Raw genomic sequence first — 21,197 nt, 5'->3', positions numbered from 1 at the left:
AGGAATCTGGTAATGGTAGTATTTACAGGTTCAACTGTTGAAGAAGCAATCCAGAAAGGATTGAAAGAATTAGATATCCCAAGACTGAAGGCTCACATCAAAGTCATTTCTCGTGAAAAAAATGGCTTTCTTGGTTTATTTGGTAAAAAACCAGCTCAAGTTGATATTGAAGCTATTAGTGAAACAACGGTTATTAAAGCTAATCAGCAGGCTGTAAAGGGTGTTCCTAAAGAAATTAATGAACAAAATGAACCAGTTAAAACAGTCAGCGAGGCTACAGTTGATTTGGGGCATGTTGTAGAAGCAATTAAAAAGATTGAAGAGGAAGGCCAAGGTGTTTCTGATGAAGTTAAGGCTGAAATCTTGAAAAATGAAAAACATGCTAGCACTATTTTGGAAGAAACTGGGCATATTGAGATTCTAAATGAATTACAGCTTGAAGAAGCTGGTTTCCGAGAAGAAGTAGCAACTCCTATTGTTGAGATTCAAGCTGAAGAAACTGAAAGTCAAGAATTAGAAGATTTGGGCTTAAAGGTGGAGCCGAGCTTTGATATTGAACAAGTAGCTACGGAAGTAACGACTTATGTTCAAACAATCATTGATGACATGGATGTTGAAGCCACACTTTCAAATGATTATAACCGTCGTAGCATTAATCTACAAATTGACACCAATGAACCAGGTCGTATTATCGGTTACCATGGTAAAGTTTTGAAGGCCTTGCAGCTGTTGGCTCAAAATTATCTTTACAACCGCTATTCAAGAACCTTCTACATTACAATCAATGTCAACGATTATGTCGAACACCGTGCAGAAGTCTTGCAGACCTATGCGCAAAAATTGGCGACTCGTGTTTTAGAAGAAGGCCGCAGTCATCAAACGGATCCAATGTCAAATAGCGAACGTAAGATTATCCATCGTATTATTTCACGTATGGATGGCGTGACTAGTTACTCTGAAGGTGACGAGCCAAATCGCTATGTCGTTGTAGATACAGAGTAAGTAAAATCAGGTTTATCCTGATTTTTTGCTAGTTAGAAGAGGTTAAACGGATGTTAAATGAGATAAGAAACTATCTAGACTTTGCTGGTTTGCAGTACTGTAATCCAGATAAAGCGGGAGAAGAGCGAGAGAAAATGCTGGAATTGCGCCACAAAGGTCAAGAGGCCCGAAAGGCTTTTACAGAATTGGCCAAAGCTTTCCAAGCAAGCCATCCAGAATGGCAACTCCAACAGACTAGCCAGTGGATGAATCAGGCGCAACGTTTGCGACCACATTTCTGGGTCTATCTACAGAGAGACGGACAAGTGACAGAGCCTATGCTGGCTTTACGTTTATATGGAAGTCCTTCAGATTTTGGAGTATCACTAGAAGTCAGTTTCATCGAGCGCAAGAAGGATGAGCAAACTTTAGGCAAGCAGGCCAAGGTCCTAGAAGTTCTAGCGGTAGAAGGGATCTATTATCTAGTCTACTATAATGGTCAAAGTCAAAGATGGGAGGCGAACGAAGAAAATCGTCAAATCTTAATTGAGAAGATAGGCAGTCAAGAAATTCGAAAAGTGTTAGTTAAAGCAGATGTTCCTGTGACTGCAAATTTATCTGAAGAAGAAATCGTAGAAGGTATATTGAAATCTTATGCTAAAATTCTTCCCTATTATTTAGCTACAAGAAAATTAGATAATCCGTAAAATATCATAAATCATACAGTCCAAGAGTGAACAGTCCGCTGTGTAATTCTTGGTCTTTTTGTTTCCGCTTTCAAAGTATATAATAAACCTACAAAAACAATTAAAAAGGAGAACAATTATGGAAGTCATTTCAAGTGTTCTAAATTGGTTTTCTAGCAATATTTTGCAGAATCCCGCATTTTTCGTAGGTTTATTGGTGTTGATAGGATACGCACTTTTGAAAAAACCTGCCCACGACGTTTTCTCAGGGTTTGTTAAAGCAACAGTAGGATATATGTTGCTTAACGTGGGTGCTGGCGGTTTGGTTACAACCTTCCGTCCGATCTTAGCAGCCCTTAACTACAAATTCCAAATTGGTGCAGCGGTTATCGACCCTTACTTTGGACTTGCTGCAGCAAACAACAAAATTGCAGCAGAGTTTCCAGATTTTGTTGGAACTGCAACTACAGCTCTATTGATTGGTTTCGGAATAAATATCTTGCTTGTAGCTCTTCGCAAGATTACGAAGGTAAGAACCCTCTTTATTACTGGGCACATCATGGTGCAACAAGCTGCAACCGTATCTCTTATGGTTCTATTCTTAGTCCCACAATTGCGCAATGCTTATGGTACAGCGGCAATCGGTATCATCTGTGGACTTTACTGGGCAGTTAGTTCAAATATGACTGTTGAAGCAACTCAACGCTTAACAGGTGGTGGTGGGTTTGCGATTGGTCACCAACAACAATTTGCAATCTGGTTTGTAGATAAAATAGCAGGACGCTTTGGTAAGAAAGAAGAAAGTTTAGACAATCTTAAATTACCTAAGTTTCTCTCAATCTTTCACGATACAGTTGTTGCGTCTGCTACCTTGATGCTCGTTTTCTTTGGAGCCATTCTTTTAATCTTGGGTCCAGACATTATGTCTAATAAAGAAGTCATTACTTCAGGAACTCTATTCAATCCTGCTAAACAAGATTTCTTTATGTATATTATTCAAACAGCCTTCACTTTCTCAGTTTACTTATTTGTTTTGATGCAAGGTGTCCGCATGTTTGTATCTGAGTTGACAAATGCCTTCCAAGGTATTTCAAACAAATTATTACCAGGTTCATTCCCAGCGGTCGACGTTGCAGCTTCTTATGGATTTGGATCTCCAAACGCTGTCTTGTCTGGATTTGCATTTGGTTTGATTGGTCAATTGATTACAATTGTCTTGCTCATAGTCTTTAAAAACCCTATCCTTATTATTACAGGATTTGTACCAGTATTCTTTGATAATGCAGCCATTGCGGTCTACGCTGATAAACGCGGTGGATGGAAAGCGGCTGTTATCCTATCCTTCATCTCAGGTGTTCTCCAAGTTGCTTTAGGAGCTCTCTGTGTGGCCCTTCTTGACTTAGCATCTTACGGTGGTTACCATGGAAATATCGACTTTGAATTCCCATGGCTTGGATTTGGATACATCTTCAAATACCTTGGTATTGTTGGTTATGTACTTGTGTGTCTCTTCTTGCTTGTTATTCCTCAACTTCAATTTGCCAAAGCAAAAGATAAAGAGAAATATTACAACGGTGAAGTTCAAGAAGAAGCTTAGTATCTAGAAAAGGAGAAATAAAATGGTTAAAGTATTAGCAGCGTGCGGAAATGGAATGGGTTCATCAATGGTTATCAAGATGAAGGTTGAAAATGCTCTCCGTAAGCTTAATCAAACAGATTTTACAGTCAATTCATGCAGTGTCGGTGAAGCTAAAGGTTTAGCAGCAGGATATGACATCGTAATCGCTTCTCTTCATTTGATTCAAGAATTGGAAGGGCGAACTAATGGGAAGTTAATTGGGCTTGACAACTTGATGGATGATAAAGAAATCACTGAAAAACTCAGTCAAGCACTACAGTAAAAGGTTGGAGGGGGTTGGACAGAAACTGAGAGTTATCGTTTCTGTCCTTCTCCCTCTTTAAATAAAGGAGGCAGATATGAATTTAAAACAAGCTTTAATTGACAATGACTCGATCCGACTAGGTTTAGAGGCTAACGATTGGAAAGAAGCAGTCAAGGTAGCAGTAGATCCCTTGATTGAAAGTGGGGCAATTTTGCCAGAGTATTACGATGCTATCATTGAATCGACTGAAGAGTATGGTCCTTACTATATCTTGATGCCAGGTATGGCTATGCCCCACGCTAGACCTGAAGCTGGTGTGCAAAGTGACGCCTTTTCATTGATTACCTTACAAAATCCTGTTGTATTTTCAGATGGGAAAGAGGTATCTGTTTTGTTGGCACTAGCAGCAACAAGCTCAAAAATTCACACAAGTGTAGCCATTCCACAAATCATTGCCCTATTTGAATTAGAAGATTCTATTGCACGTTTACAGGCTTGCCAGACTAAAGAAGATGTCTTGGCTATGATTGAAGAATCTAAGGATAGCCCTTATCTCGAAGGATTGGATTTGGAAAGTTAGAAAGAGGAATAAAGAGATGACAAAAAGAATACCTAATTTACAAGTTGCATTAGATCATTCAGACTTGCAAGGAGCGATTAAAGCAGCTGTTTCTGTTGGTCAGGAAGTAGATATTATCGAAGCTGGAACTGTTTGCTTATTACAAGTTGGAAGTGAACTGGTTGAAGTCTTGCGAAGCCTTTTTCCAGATAAGATTATTGTGGCAGACACAAAATGTGCCGATGCTGGTGGAACAGTTGCCAAAAATAATGCCGTTCGTGGTGCCGATTGGATGACTTGTATCTGTTGTGCAACTATCCCTACTATGGAAGCGGCTCTAAAGGCTATCAAGACTGAACGTGGAGACCGAGGCGAAATCCAGATTGAACTTTATGGCGATTGGACTTTTGAACAAGCTCAGCTTTGGCTAGATGCTGGTATCTCACAAGCTATTTATCACCAATCTCGTGATGCACTTCTTGCTGGTGAGACTTGGGGTGAAAAAGACCTTAATAAGGTTAAAAAACTCATCGACATGGGCTTCCGTGTGTCTGTAACAGGTGGTCTAGATGTAGATACTCTCAAACTATTTGAAGGCGTTGATGTCTTTACCTTTATCGCAGGTCGTGGAATTACAGAGGCTGCGGATCCAGCAGGAGCAGCGCATGCCTTCAAGGATGAAATCAGACGAATTTGGGGGTAAACCATGGCACGTCCAATTGGAATTTATGAAAAGGCAACTCCGACACACTTTACTTGGCTAGAACGTTTAAATTTTGCCAAGGAGTTAGGCTTTGATTTTGTCGAGATGTCTATTGATGAACGTGACGAGCGTTTAGCAAGACTGGACTGGAGCAAGGACGAGCGTTTGGAAGTTGTCAAAGCAATCTATAAAACTGGTGTTCGTATTCCTTCTATCTGTTTTTCAGGCCATCGTCGCTACCCATTGGGATCAAATGATCCAGTTATAGAGGAAAAATCTCTAGAACTCATGAAAAAATGTATTGAATTAGCCCAAGACTTGGGAGTTCGTACTATTCAATTAGCTGGTTACGACGTTTATTATGAGGAAAAGTCACCCCAGACACGCCAACGTTTTATCAAAAATTTGAGAAAAGCTTGTGACTGGGCTGAAGAGGCTCAGGTGGTACTTGCTATTGAAATTATGGATGATCCTTTCATCAATAGCATCGAAAAATACTTGGCTGTAGAAAAAGAGATTGACTCTCCCTACCTCTTTGTATACCCAGATATTGGTAATGTATCTGCATGGCATAATGATGTCTACAGTGAATTTTATCTTGGGCATCATGCCATCGCAGCTCTCCATCTCAAGGATACTTATGCAGTGACAGAAAGTTCAAAGGGCCAGTTCCGAGATGTAACTTTTGGGCAAGGTTGTGTCAAATGGGAAGAAGCTTTCGATATTTTAAAACAAACCAATTATAATGGACCTTTCCTAATCGAAATGTGGTCTGAAAATTGTGAAACTGTAGAAGAAACACGCGCAGTCATTCAAGAGGCGCAAGCTTTTCTCTACCCACTAATTAAGAAAGCAGGTTTGATGTAAGATGAATCAAGTAATAAACGATATGCGTAGACGAGTCTGTAATGCCAATCAATCATTACCAAAACATGGACTTGTTAAATTTACCTGGGGAAATGTATCGGAAGTCAATCGCGAACTAGGTGTCATTGTTATTAAACCATCAGGCGTAGATTATGACGAATTGACACCTGAAAACATGGTGGTGACGGACTTGGATGGCCAAGTTCTAGAAGGAGATTTAAGACCATCTTCTGACCTCCCAACTCATGTGCAGTTATATAAGGCATGGCAAGAGATTGGTAGTGTGGTCCACACCCATTCGACAGAAGCAGTTGGTTGGGCACAGGCTGGACGTGATATTCCTTTCTATGGAACAACCCATGCAGATTATTTCTACGGTTCAATCCCTTGCGCTCGTAGTTTGACCAAAGATGAGGTAGAAGTAGCCTATGAAAAAGATACTGGCTTGGTTATAGTAGAAGAATTTGAGCGTCGTGGTCTGAATCCTGTTGAAGTACCAGGTATTGTTGTACGCAATCACGGACCATTCACCTGGGGCAAAAATCCAGAGAATGCTGTTTATCACTCTGTCGTATTAGAGGAAGTATCAAAGATGAATCGCTTTACAGAACAAATCAATCCAAGAGTTGAACCTGCTCCCCAGTACATTCTAGAAAAGCACTACCAACGTAAGCATGGACCAAATGCTTATTACGGTCAAAAGAAATAAGAAATTGAATTGAAAAGAGGCTAGGACCTTTCGATCCAAGCCTCGCTTTTGTAATTGTAAGTATTCGTTATTAAGAGACTACTGTTGATAATTGAAATGCGTTAGTGAATGTGATACTATTATAAAGTTGTTTTCAAGGCAGTTGATTGATAGAGGAGTATGAAATATGGTACTGGATAAGGCAAGTTGTGATTTGCTTCAATATTTGATGAATCAAGAAACGTCCAAAACGATTATGGCGATTTCGAAAGATTTGAAAGAGTCAAGAAGGAAAATTTATTATCACATTGACAAAATCAATGCTGCTCTGGGTGACGAGGCGCTTCACATCATTAATATTCCACGAATTGGTATTCACTTAACGGAAGAGCAGAGAGATGCTTGTTGTGAACTATTATCGGAAGTAGATTCGTACGATTATATCATGAGTGCGCATGAACGTATGATGATAATGTTACTATGGATAGGTATTTCTAAAGAACGTATTACGATTGAAAAATTGATGGAGTTAACAGAGGTGTCTAGGAATACTGTTCTCAATGATTTGAATAGTATTCGTTATCAACTAACTTTGGAACAATATCAGGTGACCTTGCAAGTGAGCAAGTCACAGGGATACCATCTTCATGCCCACCCTCTTAATAAAATTCAGTATCTTCAATCGCTTCTATATCATATTTTTATGGAGGAAAATGCCACTTTTGTATCTATTTTAGAAGATAAGATGAAAGAGAGGTTAGATGGTGAGTGTTTGCTTTCTGTTGAAATGAACCAATTTTTTAAGGAACAGGTTCCTTTAGTTGAACAAGATTTAGGGAAGAAAATAAACCATCATGAAGTAACTTTTATGTTGCAGGTTCTACCTTATTTGCTGTTAAGCTGTCATAATGTTGAACAGTATCAAGAAAGACATCAGGATATAGAGAAAGAATTTTCTTTTGTTTTTCTTGGTCTTTTTTAGTGTTTTGAAGGGTGGTATACTAATCTCAAAGATAACAATTATATCCAAAGGAGGCAACATATGCCAAACGTCAAAGAAATTACAAGAGAGTCATGGATTTTAGCTACTTTCCCAGAGTGGGGAACATGGTTGAATGAAGAAATCGAAGAAGAAGTCGTACCTGAAGGCAATTTTGCCATGTGGTGGCTAGGCAACTGTGGTACTTGGATTAAGACACCAGGTGGTGCTAACGTTGTCATGGACCTTTGGTCAAACCGTGGAAAATCAACCAAAAAAGTGAAAGATATGGTTCGTGGGCACCAAATGGCAAATATGGCAGGTGTTCGTAAGTTGCAACCAAACTTGCGTGTTCAGCCAATGGTTATCGATCCATTTGCTATCAACGAACTAGACTATTACTTAGTTTCACACTTCCATAGTGATCATATCGACCCATACACAGCTGCAGCAATTCTCAACAATCCTAAGTTAGAGCATGTTAAGTTTATCGGTCCTTACCACTGTGGACGAATCTGGGAAGGATGGGGTGTTCCAAAAGAACGTATCATCGTTGTTAAACCAGGTGACACTATCGAATTAAAAGATATGAAGATTCATGCAGTAGAATCATTTGACCGTACTTGCTTGGTAACTCTCCCAGTGAACGGTGCTGATGAGACAGGCGGTGAACTTGCTGGCTTAGCTGTTACAGATGAAGAAATGGCTCAAAAGGCTGTTAACTATATCTTTGAAACACCAGGTGGAACCATCTATCATGGTGCAGATTCTCACTTCTCAAACTATTTTGCAAAACATGGTAAAGACTTTAAAATTGATGTTGCTTTGAATAACTATGGTGAAAATCCGGTAGGTATCCAAGATAAAATGACATCTATCGACCTTCTTCGTATGGCAGAAAATCTGCGTACCAAAGTCATTATCCCAGTTCACTATGATATCTGGTCTAACTTCATGGCTTCCACTAATGAGATTCTAGAACTTTGGAAAATGAGAAAAGATCGCTTGCAATACGATTTCCATCCATTTATCTGGGAAGTTGGCGGTAAGTACACTTATCCTCAAGATCAACACTTAGTAGAATACCATCATCCACGTGGTTTTGATGATTGTTTTGAACAAGACTCTAACATTCAATTTAAAGCTTTGCTATAATATAAAAATATTCTTTGGAGGTTATCCGTATGTTGCATGATACGGATAATTTTCATATAATAGTAAAATAGAATGTGTGATTCAATAATCACCTCAAATAGAAAGGAAATTCTATGTCAAATCTATCTGTTAATGCAATTCGTTTCCTAGGTATTGACGCCATTAATAAAGCCAACTCAGGTCACCCAGGTGTGGTTATGGGAGCAGCTCCGATGGCTTACAGCCTCTTTACAAAACAACTTCGTATCAATCCAGCTCAACCAAACTGGATTAACCGTGACCGCTTTATTCTTTCAGCAGGTCATGGTTCAATGCTCCTTTATGCCCTTCTTCATCTTTCTGGTTTTGAAGATGTCAGCATGGATGAGATCAAGAGCTTCCGTCAATGGGGTTCAAAAACACCAGGTCACCCAGAATTTGGCCATACGGCAGGGATTGATGCTACGACAGGTCCTCTAGGTCAAGGGATTTCAACTGCTACTGGTTTTGCCCAGGCAGAACGTTTCTTGGCAGCCAAATATAACCGCGAAGGCTACAATATCTTTGACCACTATACTTATGTTATCTGTGGAGACGGAGACTTGATGGAAGGTGTCTCAAGTGAGGCGGCTTCATACGCAGGTTTGCAAAAACTAGATAAGTTGGTTGTCCTTTATGATTCAAATGACATCAACTTGGATGGTGAGACAAAGGATTCCTTTACAGAAAGTGTTCGTGACCGTTACAATGCCTACGGTTGGCATACTGCCTTGGTTGAAGATGGAACAGACTTGGAAGCAATCCATGCAGCTATCGAAACAGCAAAAGCTTCAGGTAAACCATCTTTGATTGAAGTGAAGACTGTTATTGGATACGGTTCTCCAAATAAACAGGGAACTAATGCCGTACACGGTGCTCCTCTTGGAGCAGATGAAACTGTAGCAACTCGTCAAGCCCTTGGTTGGGACTACGAACCATTTGAAATTCCAGAACAAGTTTATGCTGATTTCAAAGAACATGTTGCAGACCGTGGCGCATCAGCTTATCAAACTTGGACTAAATTAGTTGCTGATTATAAAGAAGCGCATCCAGAATTGGCTGCAGAAGTAGAGGCTATCATCGATGGACGTGATCCAGTTGAAGTGACTCCAGCAGACTTCCCAGCATTAGAAAATGGCTTCTCTCAAGCAACTCGTAACTCGAGTCAGGATGCCTTAAACGTTGTAGCGGCTAAGTTGCCAACTTTCCTAGGTGGATCAGCTGACCTAGCTCACTCAAACATGACTTATATCAAGACTGACGGACTTCAAGACGATGCCAATCGCTTGAACCGTAACATTCAGTTTGGTGTTCGTGAATTTGCCATGGGAACGATCTTGAACGGGATGGCCCTTCACGGTGGACTTCGTGTATACGGTGGAACTTTCTTCGTCTTCTCTGACTATGTGAAGGCAGCTGTCCGCTTGTCAGCTTTGCAAGGACTTCCTGTGACTTATGTCTTTACCCACGATTCAATCGCAGTCGGGGAAGATGGCCCAACGCACGAACCAGTTGAACACTTAGCAGGTCTTCGTGCTATGCCAAATCTAAATGTTTTCCGTCCAGCAGATGCGCGTGAAACGCAAGCGGCTTGGTACCTTGCAGTGACAAGTGAAAAAACACCAACTGCCCTTGTCTTGACACGTCAAAACTTGACTGTTGAAGAAGGAACAGACTTCGACAAGGTTGCAAAAGGTGCCTATGTTGTCTATGAAAATGCATCAGACTTTGATACCATCTTGATTGCGACAGGTTCAGAGGTTAATCTTGCTGTCTCAGCTGCCAAAGAATTGGCTAGTCAAGGTGCAAAAGTCCGCGTAGTCAGCATGCCATCTACAGATGTCTTTGATAAACAAGATGTGGCTTACAAGGAAGAAATTCTTCCAAATGAAGTTCGCCGTCGTGTTGCAGTCGAAATGGGTGCAACTCAAAACTGGTACAAATATGTTGGTCTTGATGGTGCCGTTCTAGGTATTGATACCTTCGGAGCCTCTGCCCCAGCACCAAAAGTATTGGCAGAATATGGCTTTACTGTAGAAAATCTTGTAAAAGTCGTTCAAAACTTGAAATAATTCTAAAAATCAGGGCGCAAGCTCTGGTTTTTTCTTACTAGAAAAGCAAGGTACAATCTTGTAAAAGTAGCTGAAATTTGATATAGTAGTCCTATGTAAAAGACAAAGGAGAATACAATGAATCCAAATTATACATTTTTAATTATGCTTGTAGCGATGTTAGGCTTGATGTTCTTTATGCAACGCTCTCAAAAGAAACAAGCGCAAAAACGTATGGAAAGCTTAAATAAACTACAAAAAGGCTATGAAGTGATTACAATCGGTGGCCTTTACGGAACAGTCGATGAAGTAGATACGGAGAAGAGAACGATTGTTCTTGATGTAGATGGAGTTTACTTGACTTTTGAACTAGCTGCTATCAAGACAGTATTACCGCTGAAAGAAACAGCTTCACTAGAAGGCGCAATTGAAAAATAAGACGGGATCACGAACTCCCGTTTTTCTATAAAAGAAAGGAAATGGGATGAAAAAACTAGTCTTTGTCTGTCTGGGAAATATTTGCCGCAGTCCTATGGCTGAGTTTGTTATGAAATCAATGACAGATAATTATGAAATCCAAAGTCGAGCGACTTCCTCTTGGGAACATGGCAATCCGATTCATAAGGGAACTCAAGGGATTTTTAAACAGTATGAGATTCCTTATGAAAAATGCAAGACATCGCTTCAGATTAGTAAGGAAGATTTTGAAGCCTTTGATTATATTATCGGTATGGATGCTTCAAATGTTTCTGACTTACGTCAGATGTGTCCAGCAGACTGTAAAGATAAGATTTACTCATTCGCATCTGAAAGTGTTCCAGATCCTTGGTATACAGGAGATTTTGAGGAAACCTATCAGCGTGTTCAAGAGGGTTGTCAAGCTTGGTTAGAACGTTTAGAAAAGGGGAGTGAAGATGGAAAATCTTAAGAATTTTTACGACAAGTATCGTATCTATCTGACTCGTCCACGTTTAGAGATTTTGGCAGTAGTTACGATTGTTTTTTGTGCTGTACTCGTCTTTTTTCTAAATATTCCCGGAAAAGGCGTTCTAAAGCTTGATAATGGAACGATTGTTTACGATGGCAGTCTTGTACGTGGTAAAATGAATGGCCAAGGTACCATTACTTTCCAAAATGGGGACCAGTATACTGGTGGTTTCAACAATGGAGCCTTCAACGGAAAAGGTACCTTTCAATCTAAAGAAGGCTGGACCTACGAAGGTGATTTTGTAAATGGTCAGGCTGAAGGAAAAGGGAAACTAACAACAGAACAAGAAGTCGTTTATGAAGGGACTTTTAAACAAGGCGTTTTTCAACAAAAATAAAGCCTCCTTATCAAAGGAGGTATTGTTATCATTTAAAAGTAAGCGCTTACTAGAAAATCTATCTCTTTCCAAGCTCCTCTTCCAATCAAGCTTGTGAAATAAAAAAATATTTGAAATTCATTTCACAAACTCTAAAGAAAAAACTTGATAAGTAAAGAAAATGAGAAAAAATTCACAAACAATAAAAAATTCTTTGTGAAATGTTTATGAAACTGTTTACAAAGTTGAAATAATGCGTTATAATAAACTTGTGAAAAAATTAACAAAGGATTTAATCCTTGAAAGCTATGGAGGAAAATATGGCTGATAAAAAAACTGTGACACCAGAGGAAAAGAAACTCGCTGCTGAAAAGCATGTCGATGGGTTGGTGCAAAAAGCTTTAGTTGCCCTTGAAGAAATGCGTAAATTGGACCAAGAGCAGGTTGACTACATTGTAGCCAAAGCATCAGTAGCAGCTTTGGATGCCCACGGAGAATTGGCTTTACACGCCTTTGAAGAAACAGGACGCGGTGTATTTGAAGATAAAGCAACTAAGAACTTGTTTGCTTGTGAACACGTAGTAAACAACATGCGCCACACTAAGACTGTTGGCGTTATCGAAGAAGACGATGTAACAGGTTTGACCCTTATCGCTGAACCAGTTGGTGTTGTTTGTGGTATCACTCCTACAACAAACCCAACATCAACAGCAATCTTTAAAGCATTGATTTCATTGAAGACACGTAATCCAATCGTCTTTGCCTTCCACCCATCAGCTCAAGAATCATCAGCTCACGCAGCTCGTATCGTCCGCGATGCAGCTATCGCAGCTGGAGCTCCTGAAAACTGCGTACAGTGGATTACTGAACCATCTATGGAAGCAACTAGTGCGCTTATGAACCACGAAGGTGTTGCAACAATCCTTGCAACAGGTGGTAATGCCATGGTTAAAGCTGCATACTCATGTGGTAAACCAGCTCTTGGGGTAGGTGCCGGAAACGTTCCAGCTTATGTTGAAAAATCAGCAAACATCCGTCAAGCAGCACACGATATCGTCATGTCTAAATCATTTGATAACGGTATGGTCTGTGCGTCTGAACAAGCGGTTATCATTGATAAAGAAATTTACGATGAATTTGTAGCAGAGTTCAAATCTTATCACACTTACTTTGTAAACAAAAAAGAAAAAGCTCTTCTTGAAGAATTCTGCTTCGGCGTGAAAGCAAACAGCAAAAACTGTGCTGGTGCAAAATTGAACGCTGACATTGTTGGTAAACCAGCAACTTGGATTGCAGAGCAAGCAGGATTTACAGTTCCAGAAGGAACAAATATTCTTGCTGCTGAATGTAAAGAAGTTGGTGAAAACGAGCCATTGACTCGTGAAAAATTGTCACCAGTTATCGCAGTTTTGAAATCTGAAAGCCGTGAAGATGGTATTACTAAAGCTCGTCAAATGGTTGAATTTAACGGTCTTGGGCACTCAGCAGCTATCCACACAGCTGACGAAGAATTGACTAAAGAATTTGGTAAAGCTGTTAAAGCTATTCGTGTTATCTGTAACTCACCTTCTACTTTCGGTGGTATCGGGGACGTTTACAATGCCTTCTTGCCATCATTGACACTTGGATGTGGTTCTTACGGACGCAACTCAGTTGGGGATAACGTTAGTGCCATTAACCTCTTGAATATCAAAAAAGTCGGAAGACGGAGAAATAACATGCAATGGATGAAACTTCCTTCAAAAACATACTTTGAACGTGATTCAATTCAATACCTTCAAAAATGTCGTGACGTTGAACGTGTCATGATCGTTACTGACCATGCCATGGTAGAGCTTGGTTTCCTTGATCGTATCATCGAACAACTTGACCTTCGTCGCAATAAGGTTGTTTACCAAATCTTCGCTGATGTAGAACCAGATCCAGATATCACTACAGTTGAACGTGGTACTGAAATCATGCGTGCCTTCAAACCAGATACAATCATCGCTCTCGGTGGTGGATCTCCAATGGATGCTGCTAAAGTAATGTGGCTCTTCTACGAACAACCAGAAGTGGACTTCCGTGACCTTGTTCAAAAATTCATGGATATCCGTAAACGTGCCTTCAAATTCCCATTGCTTGGTAAGAAGACTAAATTCATCGCGATTCCAACTACATCTGGTACAGGATCTGAAGTAACACCATTTGCCGTTATCTCTGATAAAGCAAACAACCGTAAATACCCAATCGCTGACTACTCATTGACACCAACTGTAGCAATCGTAGACCCTGCTTTGGTATTGACAGTTCCTGGATTTGTTGCTGCGGATACTGGTATGGACGTATTGACTCACGCGACTGAAGCTTACGTATCACAAATGGCTAGCGACTACACTGATGGTCTTGCGCTTCAAGCCATCAAACTTGTATTCGAAAACCTTGAAAGCTCAGTTAAGAATGCAGACTTCCACTCACGTGAGAAAATGCATAACGCTTCAACAATCGCTGGTATGGCCTTTGCCAATGCCTTCCTAGGTATTTCTCACTCAATGGCCCATAAGATTGGTGCGCAATTCCACACAATCCACGGTCGTACAAATGCTATCTTGCTTCCATATGTCATCCGCTACAACGGTACACGTCCAGCTAAGACAGCAACATGGCCTAAGTACAACTACTACCGTGCAGATGAAAAATACCAAGATATCGCACGCATGCTTGGACTTCCAGCTTCTACTCCAGAAGAAGGGGTTGAATCTTATGCAAAAGCTGTTTATGAACTTGGTGAGCGCGTAGGTATCCAAATGAACTTCAAAGCACAAGGAATCGATGAAAAAGAATGGAAAGAACATTCACGCGAATTGGCCTTCCTTGCTTATGAAGACCAATGTTCACCTGCCAACCCACGTCTTCCAATGGTTGACCATATGCAAGAAATCATCGAAGATTCTTACTATGGCTACAAAGAAAGACCAGGACGCCGCAAATAATTGTTATCAGCCTAGAGGCAGGAATTTCCTGTCTCTTTATTTGTAGAACTGGAGTGTTGAAAATAATTTTTAGCTTTTCTATTTTCACTTTTCATCTGAAGAGGAAAGCTGGGAAGGCTAGGTAGATAAAGAAAGACAGCAGTATAGGCTTTCAAAGGAGAAAGAAAAATAAGTGGGGTATAGACAAAAAACAACGCCCGTACTTGCAATTAAACTTAAATAGTTATATAATAGGTTTGTTGAAAGGTGATTTGTAGTGATTCAAGTTACTCTTTTCACAATAAAAATTTCATGATTTTCATAAGGAGGAAATCACTAATGGTAGTTAAAGTTGGTATTAACGGTTTCGGACGTATCGGTCGTCTTGCTTTCCGTCGTATCCAAAACGTAGAAGGTGTTGAAGTTACTCGTATCAACGACCTTACAGATCCAGTTATGCTTGCACACTTGTTGAAATACGACACAACTCAAGGTCGTTTCGACGGTACTGTTGAAGTTAAAGAAGGTGGATTCGAAGTTAACGGTAAATTCATCAAAGTTTCTGCTGAACGTGATCCAGAACAAATCGACTGGGCTAACGACGGTGTAGAAATCGTTCTTGAAGCTACTGGTTTCTTTGCTAAGAAAGCAGCTGCTGAAAAACACTTGCACGCTGGTGGAGCTAAAAAAGTTGTTATCACTGCTCCTGGTGGAAACGACGTTAAAACAGTTGTATTCAACACTAATCACGACGTTCTTGACGGTACTGAAACAGTTATCTCAGGTGCTTCATGTACTACAAACTGCTTGGCTCCAATGGCTAAAGCTCTTCAAGATAACTTTGGTGTTGTAGAAGGATTGATGACTACTATCCACGCTTACACTGGTGACCAAATGATCCTTGACGGACCACACCGTGGTGGTGACCTTCGCCGTGCTCGCGCTGGTGCTGCAAACATCGTTCCTAACTCAACTGGTGCTGCAAAAGCTATCGGTCTTGTAATCCCAGAATTGAACGGTAAACTTGACGGATCTGCACAACGCGTTCCAACTCCAACTGGATCAGTTACTGAATTGGTAGCAGTTCTTGAAAAGAACGTTACTGTTGATGAAGTGAACGCAGCTATGAAAGCAGCTTCAAACGAATCATACGGTTACACAGAAGATCCAATCGTATCTTCAGATATCGTAGGTATGTCTTACGGTTCATTGTTTGACGCAACTCAAACTAAAGTTCTTGATGTTGACGGTAAACAATTGGTTAAAGTTGTATCATGGTACGACAACGAAATGTCATACACTGCACAACTTGTTCGTACTCTTGAATACTTCGCAAAAATCGCTAAATAATTCATGAGTCGATAAAAAGCAAGACCTCTTGGTCTTGCTTTTCTTATATAGAAAAATGGATGACACAACAATCATCCATTCTTTTTTAATTCTTTTTCAAAAGTATCGGAAAGGGCAGTGAAGCTTAAATTCTCTAAAGTAAGTGGATGGGTAAAGGACAGACGAAAGGCGTGGAGCATAAGCCGACTTGTCTTTGATTTGCTATTATAGAGAGGGTCGCCTAAAATAGGGAAATTATGATGCGAAAGGTGCACACGAATCTGATGGGTTCGCCCGGTCTTTAGTTTGCAACGAACCAAGGAAGTCTTGTTTGAGAATTGCTTTAATCTGCTTACATGAGTTTCAGCGTATTGACCGTTTTTTGTATCAACTATTCTTTTTCTGCGGTCATGACGATCACGTCCGATTTTTTCTTTGAAGACAAGTTCTTTCTTGTTGATATTTCCATCAACTAGTGCCCAATATTCCCGAGAAATTTCTTTTTTCTCTAGTAAGCGATTGAGAATGGGCAGGATAAAAGGATTTTTGGCAAAGAGAACTAGGCCACTGGTTTCCATGTCTAGACGATGAACGACATAGCAGGTTTGGCCAACATAGGCACTGACATGGTTAAGAAGGGCGATTTCGTTTGGCTGATTACCATGCGTTTTCATCCCCTCGGGTTTGTTTACAATAATCAAGTGTTGATCTTGATAAACTTCCTGAATGAGGTTTGGGTTGCCCCAAGGAATTTCTTTTTCGGGATAATCTTCCTCGTCAAAAGTCAATTGGCAAACATCTCCAGGATTTACCGTCTCGTTCCAATGAACTTCTCGCTGATTAATCAAAATGTGTTTCTTGATTCTCAAAAAATGACGGATTTTTCTAGGGATGAGGAGTTGTTCCTCAAGTAATTGCTTTACCGTCATCTGAGGTAGAGAGTCTGGTAATGTAAATGTGAATTTCATACAGATATTGTAACAAAAAAAGCCCTATTTGGATAGGAAATAGCTAAATTCTTGTCTTCCTATGATGAAGATGATAAAATAAACGCATGAAATTAGATAAAATATTCGAGAAATTTCTTTCTCTTTTTAAAAAAGAAACAAGTGAATCAGAGGATTCTGGGTCTACTGGCTTGCGTCGTTCTCGCAGTGATCGAAAAAAATTAGCCCAAGTGGGTCCGATTCGAAAATTCTGGCGTCGCTATCATCTAACAAAGATTGTCCTTATACTAGGTTTGAGTGCAGGCTTGCTAGTTGGAACCTATTTGTTTGCTGTAGCTAAGTCAACCAATGTTAACGATTTGCAAAACGCCTTGAAAACTCGGACTATCATTTTTGACCGTGAAGAAAAAGAGGCTGGTGCCTTGTCTGGTCAAAAAGGAACCTATGTTGAGCTGACTGACATCAGTAAAAATTTGCAGAATGCTGTTATTGCAACTGAAGACCGTTCTTTCTATAAAAACGACGGGATTAACTATGGCCGCTTCTTCTTGGCTATTGTCACTGCTGGTCGTTCAGGTGGTGGTTCTACTATTACCCAACAGCTTGCTAAAAATGCCTATCTATCGCAGGATCAAACTGTTGAGAGAAAAGCGAAAGAATTTTTCCTTGCCTTAGAATTAACAAAAAAATATAGTAAGGATCAAATTTTAACCATGTACCTTAACAACGCTTATTTTGGAAATGGTGTATGGGGTGTAGAAGATGCGAGTAAGAAATACTTTGGAGTTTCAGCATCAGAAGTGAGTCTGGATCAAGCTGCGACTCTGGCAGGGATGCTCAAAGGACCGGAACTGTATAATCCCTTGAATTCCTTAGAAGATTCGACTAATCGTCGAGATACTGTTTTACAAAATATGCTTGCAGCAGGTTATATTGATAAAAATCAAGAAACCGAAGCTGCAGGAATTGATATGGCTTCGCGATTACAAGATAAGTATGAAGGAAAAATATCAGATTACCGCTATCCTTCTTATTTTGATGCGGTGGTTAATGAAGCTGTTTCCAAGTATAATCTAACAGAGGAAGAGATTGTCAACAATGGCTATCGCATTTACACAGAGCTGGACCAAAACTACCAAGCAAATATGCAGGTTGTTTATGAAAATACCTCACTATTTCCGAGGGCAGAGGATGGAACGTTTGCTCAATCAGGAAGTGTAGCTCTCGAACCGAAAACAGGGGGAGTTCGTGGAGTTGTTGGTCAAGTTGCTGACAATGATAAAACTGGATTCCGGAATTTCAACTATGCAACCCAATCAAAACGTAGTCCTGGTTCTACAATTAAGCCTTTAGTTGTTTATACGCCAGCAGTTGAAGCAGGTTGGGCCTTGAATAAGCAGTTGGATAACCATACCATGCAGTATGACAGCTATAAGGTTGATAACTATGCAGGAATCAAAACGAGTCGAGAAGTTCCTATGTATCAAGCCTTGGCAGAATCGCTTAATCTACCTGCTGTTGCCACTGTTAATGACTTGGGTGTTGACAAGGCTTTTGAGGCCGGAGAAAAATTCGGACTCAACATGGAAAAAGTCGACCGTGTTCTTGGTGTTGCTTTGGGAAGCGGTGTCGAAACCAATCCTCTTCAAATGGCTCAAGCATATGCTGCCTTTGCAAATGAAGGTTTAATGCCGGAAGCTCATTTTATTAGTAGAATTGAAAATGCTAGTGGACAAGTTATTGCAAGCCATAAGAATTCACAAAAGCGGGTGATCGATAAGTCTGTAGCTGACAAGATGACCAGTATGATGTTGGGGACATTCACAAACGGAACAGGTATTAGTTCATCACCTGCAGATTATGTTATGGCTGGAAAAACTGGTACAACTGAAGCAGTTTTTAATCCGGTATATACAAGTGACCAGTGGGTAATTGGTTATACTCCGGATGTGGTGATTAGTCACTGGCTTGGTTTCCCTACCACTGATGAAAGCCACTATCTAGCAGGATCTACTTCAAACGGTGCAGCCCATGTCTTTAGAAACATTGCAAATACAATTTTACCTTATACGCCAGGAAGTACCTTTACAGTTGAAAATGCTTATAAGCAAAATGGAATTGCACCAGCCAATACAAGTAATCAAGTACAGAGTAACGAAACCAATCAGACGGATGATACCATTTCTGATATTAGAAGTCGTGCACAAAATCTGGTAGATGAGGCGAGTCGTGCTATATCAGATGCTAAAATTAAGGAAAAAGCACAAACAATATGGGATTCGGTAGTCAATCTATTTCGTTAAGATGCTTGTCAAAGCCTAGCTTTCTTGTTATAATAGATAAGATGGAGGCGTTATGGCACTAAAAAAAGCAAGCCTAGCTTGTGCGGTTTGTGGTTCTAGAAACTATTCAATCAAGATCAGTGGAAACCCCAAGCCAACACGACTAGAAGTAAATAAATTTTGTAAACATTGTGGTAAGTATACTACACACAGAGAAACGAGATAGGAGAGAGCGATGCGTTTTATTGGAGATATTTTTAGACTTCTTAAAGACACAACATGGCCAACTCGCAAGGAAAGCTGGAGAGATTTTCGTTCTATCATGGAATACACTGCTTTCTTTGTTGTGATTATTTATATTTTTGACCAGTTGATTGTTTCAGGTTTGATTCGATTTATTAACATTTTTTAGAAGAACTGTGGAGTTATTCCCGCTAAAAGTCTTCTATTATGAAAGGAAGTATCATGGATAGTTTTGATAAAGGATGGTTTGTCTTACAAACTTATTCTGGTTATGAAAATAAGGTAAAAGAAAATCTATTACAACGTGCACAAACCTACAATATGTTGGATAATATTTTACGTGTTGAAATTCCAACACAAACAGTGCAAGTTGAAAAAAATGGAAAGAGAAAAGAAGTAGAAGAAAATCGCTTTCCAGGTTATGTTCTTGTAGAAATGGTCATGACAGATGAAGCTTGGTTTGTTGTTCGAAACACACCAAACGTTACAGGCTTCGTCGGATCTCACGGAAATAGATCAAAACCAACTCCATTATTGGAACAAGAAATCCGTGATATCTTGGTTTCTATGGGACAAACTGTACAAGAGTTTGATATTGATGTCGAAGTTGGTCAAACTGTACGTATTATTGATGGTGCTTTTGCAGACTATACTGGTAAGATTACAGAGATTGATAACAATAAAGTGAAGATGATTATCTCTATGTTTGGTAATGACACAGTTGCAGAAGTAAACCTAAACCAAATTGCAGAATTATAACCCTGAGAGAGGCGTGTCCTCTCTTTTTTGTGCAGTTGAGGCGGTAAAGGGTGCAGAATAGATGAAATGGCCCCAATTAGCTTCTTGATTTGATAGACTGTATCTAGAAAGGGGACAAGAATGCTTAAAAAAATGTATGAAGAAGTCAAAGGAATTGTATACAAGTGTAGAAATGAATACTACCTTCATTTATGGGAGCTATCGGATTGGGACCAAGAGGGAATGATTTGCTTACATGAATTGATCAGTAGAGAAGAAGGGCTGGTAGAAGATATTCCTCGTTTAAGGAAATATTTCAAAACCAAGTTCCGGAATCGGATTTTAGACCATATCCGTAAACAAGAAAGTCAAAAACGGAGATATGATAAAGAACCCTATGAAGAAGTAGGTGAGATTAGTCATCGTATCAGTGAGGGAGGTCTGTGGCTAGATGATTATTATCTCTTTCATGAAACATTGAAAAATTATAGAAAGAAACAAACAAAAGAACAACAAGAAGAGTTAGAACGCGTCTTAAGACATGAACGCTTCCGAGGGCGTCAAAGAGTATTAAGAGACTTACGTATTGTGTTTAAAGAGTTTGATATCCGTAGCCGGTAGGAAGCTATGCAAAAAAATGAAAAAAATAGAAAAAAGTAGTTGACAAAAACTAAAAAGGCTGTATAATAGTAAGAGTTAAAAATAACAACTCTGGTCCGTTGGTCAAGGGGTTAAGACACCGCCTTTTCACGGCGGTAACACGGGTTCGAATCCCGTACGGACTATGGTATGTTGCGGTTGAGGCACTTGATGAAAAAAGATTTAAAAAAGTT

At 39.9% G+C, this 21,197-nt stretch carries 21 protein-coding genes, 1 tRNA gene and 1 pseudogene; 22 read left to right on the top strand and 1 reads right to left on the bottom strand.

Annotated elements, in window-relative coordinates:
• Positions 1-12: 12 nt before the first annotated feature.
• The 16 genes and pseudogenes from jag to gap all read left to right on the top strand — a co-directional run bounded on the left by jag (position 13) and on the right by gap (position 16,175).
• The gene (gene jag, locus QM818_RS05520) at positions 13-1,002 is read left to right on the top strand and encodes an RNA-binding cell elongation regulator Jag/EloR (protein WP_261081314.1); all 990 of its coding nucleotides are present in this window, start codon (positions 13-15) and stop codon (positions 1,000-1,002) included.
• Between the two features lie 50 nt (positions 1,003-1,052).
• On the top strand, positions 1,053-1,688 hold the full coding sequence (locus QM818_RS05515; protein ID WP_261081315.1) for a ribonuclease P: 636 nt from the start codon (positions 1,053-1,055) through the stop codon (positions 1,686-1,688).
• Between the two features lie 118 nt (positions 1,689-1,806).
• On the top strand, positions 1,807-3,264 hold the full coding sequence (locus QM818_RS05510; protein WP_000452073.1) for a PTS ascorbate transporter subunit IIC: 1,458 nt from the start codon (positions 1,807-1,809) through the stop codon (positions 3,262-3,264).
• Positions 3,265-3,286: 22 nt separating this feature from the next.
• Positions 3,287-3,568: a PTS sugar transporter subunit IIB gene (locus QM818_RS05505; RefSeq protein ID WP_000241466.1), complete on the top strand. Its 282-nt coding sequence runs from the start codon at positions 3,287-3,289 to the stop codon at positions 3,566-3,568.
• Between the two features lie 76 nt (positions 3,569-3,644).
• The gene (locus tag QM818_RS05500; RefSeq protein ID WP_001049928.1) at positions 3,645-4,130 is read left to right on the top strand and encodes a PTS sugar transporter subunit IIA; all 486 of its coding nucleotides are present in this window, start codon (positions 3,645-3,647) and stop codon (positions 4,128-4,130) included.
• A gap of 16 nt (positions 4,131-4,146) precedes the next feature.
• The gene (locus tag QM818_RS05495) at positions 4,147-4,812 is read left to right on the top strand and encodes a 3-keto-L-gulonate-6-phosphate decarboxylase UlaD (RefSeq protein WP_000166733.1); all 666 of its coding nucleotides are present in this window, start codon (positions 4,147-4,149) and stop codon (positions 4,810-4,812) included.
• A gap of 3 nt (positions 4,813-4,815) precedes the next feature.
• Complete coding sequence (locus tag QM818_RS05490) at positions 4,816-5,679, top strand: L-ribulose-5-phosphate 3-epimerase (RefSeq protein ID WP_254753952.1); 864 nt, start codon at positions 4,816-4,818, stop codon at positions 5,677-5,679.
• Between the two features lies 1 nt (position 5,680).
• Positions 5,681-6,388, top strand: a complete 708-nt coding sequence (locus QM818_RS05485; RefSeq protein WP_084925444.1) for an L-ribulose-5-phosphate 4-epimerase — start codon at positions 5,681-5,683, stop codon at positions 6,386-6,388.
• Between the two features lie 166 nt (positions 6,389-6,554).
• Positions 6,555-7,331: pseudogene (locus QM818_RS05480) on the top strand (BglG family transcription antiterminator); the annotation flags it as partial.
• A gap of 78 nt (positions 7,332-7,409) precedes the next feature.
• Positions 7,410-8,501, top strand: a complete 1,092-nt coding sequence (gene ulaG / locus QM818_RS05475; protein WP_001134226.1) for an L-ascorbate 6-phosphate lactonase — start codon at positions 7,410-7,412, stop codon at positions 8,499-8,501.
• Positions 8,502-8,614: 113 nt separating this feature from the next.
• Positions 8,615-10,591, top strand: coding sequence for a transketolase (tkt, locus tag QM818_RS05470; RefSeq protein WP_000067890.1), 1,977 nt, complete (start codon positions 8,615-8,617; stop codon positions 10,589-10,591).
• Positions 10,592-10,708: 117 nt separating this feature from the next.
• Complete coding sequence (gene yajC / locus QM818_RS05465) at positions 10,709-11,008, top strand: preprotein translocase subunit YajC (RefSeq protein ID WP_001069289.1); 300 nt, start codon at positions 10,709-10,711, stop codon at positions 11,006-11,008.
• 46 nt (positions 11,009-11,054) lie between these two features.
• A complete protein-coding gene (locus QM818_RS05460; RefSeq protein WP_000737435.1) occupies positions 11,055-11,498 on the top strand; it encodes a low molecular weight protein-tyrosine-phosphatase in 444 nt (147 codons plus the stop codon).
• The gene (locus QM818_RS05455; protein WP_000429311.1) at positions 11,485-11,895 is read left to right on the top strand and encodes an MORN repeat-containing protein; all 411 of its coding nucleotides are present in this window, start codon (positions 11,485-11,487) and stop codon (positions 11,893-11,895) included. Before QM818_RS05460 ends, QM818_RS05455 begins: the two co-directional genes overlap by 14 nt.
• Before the next feature lie 299 nt (positions 11,896-12,194).
• Positions 12,195-14,846: a bifunctional acetaldehyde-CoA/alcohol dehydrogenase gene (adhE, locus tag QM818_RS05450; protein ID WP_261053137.1), complete on the top strand. Its 2,652-nt coding sequence runs from the start codon at positions 12,195-12,197 to the stop codon at positions 14,844-14,846.
• Between the two features lie 318 nt (positions 14,847-15,164).
• Complete coding sequence (gene gap / locus QM818_RS05445) at positions 15,165-16,175, top strand: type I glyceraldehyde-3-phosphate dehydrogenase (protein ID WP_033687386.1); 1,011 nt, start codon at positions 15,165-15,167, stop codon at positions 16,173-16,175.
• A gap of 71 nt (positions 16,176-16,246) precedes the next feature.
• On the opposite strand, the gene QM818_RS05440 is transcribed toward gap, so the two are convergent.
• Positions 16,247-17,122, bottom strand: a complete 876-nt coding sequence (locus QM818_RS05440) for an RluA family pseudouridine synthase (protein WP_261081402.1) — start codon at positions 17,120-17,122, stop codon at positions 16,247-16,249.
• 86 nt (positions 17,123-17,208) lie between these two features.
• On the opposite strand from QM818_RS05440, the gene pbp2a reads away from it, so the two are divergent.
• The 6 genes from pbp2a (at position 17,209) to QM818_RS05410 (ending at position 21,149) form a co-directional block, all read left to right on the top strand.
• Positions 17,209-19,404, top strand: a complete 2,196-nt coding sequence (pbp2a, locus tag QM818_RS05435; RefSeq protein WP_265473330.1) for a penicillin-binding protein PBP2A — start codon at positions 17,209-17,211, stop codon at positions 19,402-19,404.
• Between the two features lie 52 nt (positions 19,405-19,456).
• Positions 19,457-19,609 (top strand): 50S ribosomal protein L33, encoded by a 153-nt coding sequence (gene rpmG / locus QM818_RS05430; protein WP_001809375.1) that lies wholly within the window; start codon positions 19,457-19,459, stop codon positions 19,607-19,609.
• A gap of 9 nt (positions 19,610-19,618) precedes the next feature.
• Positions 19,619-19,795 carry a preprotein translocase subunit SecE gene (secE, locus tag QM818_RS05425; protein ID WP_001210991.1) on the top strand — a complete coding sequence of 59 codons (177 nt, stop codon included), beginning with the start codon at positions 19,619-19,621 and terminating at the stop codon, positions 19,793-19,795.
• 53 nt (positions 19,796-19,848) lie between these two features.
• Positions 19,849-20,385, top strand: a complete 537-nt coding sequence (gene nusG / locus QM818_RS05420) for a transcription termination/antitermination protein NusG (protein ID WP_000376740.1) — start codon at positions 19,849-19,851, stop codon at positions 20,383-20,385.
• A gap of 120 nt (positions 20,386-20,505) precedes the next feature.
• The gene (locus QM818_RS05415) at positions 20,506-20,985 is read left to right on the top strand and encodes a sigma-70 family RNA polymerase sigma factor (RefSeq protein ID WP_414300006.1); all 480 of its coding nucleotides are present in this window, start codon (positions 20,506-20,508) and stop codon (positions 20,983-20,985) included.
• Between the two features lie 92 nt (positions 20,986-21,077).
• Positions 21,078-21,149 (top strand) — tRNA-Glu (locus QM818_RS05410).
• Positions 21,150-21,197 lie beyond the last annotated feature (48 nt).

Origin of the sequence: Streptococcus mitis, assembly GCF_047464035.1 — a bacterium.
Lineage (GTDB): Bacteria > Bacillota > Bacilli > Lactobacillales > Streptococcaceae > Streptococcus > Streptococcus mitis_DX.
This window is presented reverse-complemented; position numbering and strand designations above follow the sequence as displayed.

Coding starts and splice junctions, on each gene's coding strand:
- QM818_RS05510 (WP_000452073.1), top strand. CDS start 1,807: ATGGAAGTCATTTCAAGTGTTCTAAATTGGTTTTCTAGCAATATTTTG.
- QM818_RS05485 (WP_084925444.1), top strand. CDS start 5,681: ATGAATCAAGTAATAAACGATATGCGTAGACGAGTCTGTAATGCCAAT.
- ulaG (WP_001134226.1), top strand. CDS start 7,410: ATGCCAAACGTCAAAGAAATTACAAGAGAGTCATGGATTTTAGCTACT.
- QM818_RS05500 (WP_001049928.1), top strand. CDS start 3,645: ATGAATTTAAAACAAGCTTTAATTGACAATGACTCGATCCGACTAGGT.
- QM818_RS05440 (WP_261081402.1), bottom strand. CDS start 17,122: ATGAAATTCACATTTACATTACCAGACTCTCTACCTCAGATGACGGTA.
- QM818_RS05415 (WP_414300006.1), top strand. CDS start 20,506: ATGCTTAAAAAAATGTATGAAGAAGTCAAAGGAATTGTATACAAGTGT.
- QM818_RS05490 (WP_254753952.1), top strand. CDS start 4,816: ATGGCACGTCCAATTGGAATTTATGAAAAGGCAACTCCGACACACTTT.
- QM818_RS05460 (WP_000737435.1), top strand. CDS start 11,055: ATGAAAAAACTAGTCTTTGTCTGTCTGGGAAATATTTGCCGCAGTCCT.
- QM818_RS05515 (WP_261081315.1), top strand. CDS start 1,053: ATGTTAAATGAGATAAGAAACTATCTAGACTTTGCTGGTTTGCAGTAC.
- jag (WP_261081314.1), top strand. CDS start 13: ATGGTAGTATTTACAGGTTCAACTGTTGAAGAAGCAATCCAGAAAGGA.
- pbp2a (WP_265473330.1), top strand. CDS start 17,209: ATGAAATTAGATAAAATATTCGAGAAATTTCTTTCTCTTTTTAAAAAA.
- nusG (WP_000376740.1), top strand. CDS start 19,849: ATGGATAGTTTTGATAAAGGATGGTTTGTCTTACAAACTTATTCTGGT.
- secE (WP_001210991.1), top strand. CDS start 19,619: ATGCGTTTTATTGGAGATATTTTTAGACTTCTTAAAGACACAACATGG.
- QM818_RS05455 (WP_000429311.1), top strand. CDS start 11,485: ATGGAAAATCTTAAGAATTTTTACGACAAGTATCGTATCTATCTGACT.
- adhE (WP_261053137.1), top strand. CDS start 12,195: ATGGCTGATAAAAAAACTGTGACACCAGAGGAAAAGAAACTCGCTGCT.
- QM818_RS05505 (WP_000241466.1), top strand. CDS start 3,287: ATGGTTAAAGTATTAGCAGCGTGCGGAAATGGAATGGGTTCATCAATG.
- rpmG (WP_001809375.1), top strand. CDS start 19,457: ATGGCACTAAAAAAAGCAAGCCTAGCTTGTGCGGTTTGTGGTTCTAGA.
- gap (WP_033687386.1), top strand. CDS start 15,165: ATGGTAGTTAAAGTTGGTATTAACGGTTTCGGACGTATCGGTCGTCTT.
- yajC (WP_001069289.1), top strand. CDS start 10,709: ATGAATCCAAATTATACATTTTTAATTATGCTTGTAGCGATGTTAGGC.
- QM818_RS05495 (WP_000166733.1), top strand. CDS start 4,147: ATGACAAAAAGAATACCTAATTTACAAGTTGCATTAGATCATTCAGAC.
- tkt (WP_000067890.1), top strand. CDS start 8,615: ATGTCAAATCTATCTGTTAATGCAATTCGTTTCCTAGGTATTGACGCC.